Origin of the sequence: Christiangramia lutea, from assembly GCF_022489035.1 — a bacterium.
Taxonomy (GTDB): Bacteria; Bacteroidota; Bacteroidia; order Flavobacteriales; family Flavobacteriaceae; genus Christiangramia; species Christiangramia lutea.
Window position 1 is genome coordinate 1 of the sequence record NZ_JAKVTV010000023.1, and the last position, 1100, is coordinate 1100.

At 33.0% G+C, this 1100-nt stretch carries 2 protein-coding genes and 1 pseudogene; 1 reads left to right on the forward strand and 2 read right to left on the reverse strand.

What is annotated here, in order from left to right:
- Positions 1–207: pseudogene (locus ML462_RS15970) on the forward strand (IS110 family transposase); the annotation flags it as partial.
- Between the two features lie 43 nt (positions 208–250).
- On the opposite strand, the gene ML462_RS15975 reads toward ML462_RS15970, so the two are convergent.
- Both ML462_RS15975 and ML462_RS15980 read right to left on the reverse strand, forming a co-directional pair.
- Positions 251–568 carry a type II toxin-antitoxin system RelE/ParE family toxin gene (locus ML462_RS15975; protein ID WP_240714834.1) on the reverse strand — a complete coding sequence of 106 codons (318 nt, stop codon included), beginning with the start codon at positions 566–568 and terminating at the stop codon, positions 251–253.
- A complete protein-coding gene (locus ML462_RS15980) occupies positions 559–801 on the reverse strand; it encodes a hypothetical protein (protein WP_240714835.1) in 243 nt (80 codons plus the stop codon). The genes ML462_RS15975 and ML462_RS15980 overlap by 10 nt, the downstream gene beginning before the upstream one ends.
- Positions 802–1100: the final 299 nt, after the last annotated feature.

Genomic DNA, 1100 nt, shown 5'->3' on the forward strand with positions numbered 1-1100 from the left:
AAACTTCGCAATTTACTATTCATGTGTAGCTTTACTGCTTGCAAAACCAATAAGGCCTGCAGGGAAATTTATGAGCGAATTGTTGAGAAGGGTAAGAGTAAGAAGCTAGCATTAATAGCCGTATGTAGTAAGCTTCTAAAACAGGCATTTGCCATCGCTAAATCAGGAACCTATTACCAAGAAAATTATTTATCGAAATTAGCTTAAAAGGACTTGGATTTTACCTTAGTTCTTTGTTGGCAACTGGCTGCTACCGAGTTTGTGCAATCTTTTCTGGATTTTGCCTAGTATCAAAAACATTCGCGATTTCAATGCGGTTTTGTTTTTTATTAATCCAATAAATTATTTTGTAGTTTTTAAAAACTAAATATCGAAAATCTTGCTCCCTTGCTTTAAGAAGAAATTCTTTTTGACCTATTCCAGGTGTCTTTTCTAAATCAATTGTAGTATCAATAATTCCATTAATCAATTTTGCAGCTACTCTTTTACTAGCTTTATATTTATAATAATGGAATATATCCTCTAATTTATCCTCAGCTAATTGAGTCCAATAAACGGTTAACTCCATTTTTGAACTTTCGATTTTAAATCACTTGCTTTAGTTAATCTTCCGTTTTTAGAGTCTTCTAATGCTTGATCAATTTCATCATTAAATTGTTGCATAGTCATTGGTTTCATCTCTTTTTCGAGTAGTTCAGCCTTTCTTTTATGCAGCATCTTTTCTAAACCATTTATAATTTCTTCATTTTGTAAACGAAGGAATTCTTGAACAAATGATATTTTTTTAGCCTCTAAATCCATCTTTCCGCTTTTTATCAAAAATACGAATTCTAATTTATTACATCTAGTTTAGTTAAATTTTTGTGCAGCTTGTTGCCAACGGTCTCGGTTATCGCCAGTTGGCGGAGTAGGGGACGCGGATTTGTCGGCTTAGTATTGGTTTGTTGGTCAAGTTAATTATTTTCTTACTAACGGTGCCGCTTATTGGCGATGAACCGTCTTAAGTTTAAATTCTCTAAATTTTGAATATATAACCAGAAAGAACAAAAGAGAGGAATAAGGTTACATGAACCGTGGGAACTTGAGATTCCGTCAACAAT

Bases quoted from the DNA above. Each gene is read 5' to 3' on its own strand.
- ML462_RS15975 (WP_240714834.1), bottom strand. From the start codon at position 568: ATGGAGTTAACCGTTTATTGGACTCAATTAGCTGAGGATAAATTAGAG.
- ML462_RS15980 (WP_240714835.1), bottom strand. From the start codon at position 801: ATGGATTTAGAGGCTAAAAAAATATCATTTGTTCAAGAATTCCTTCGT.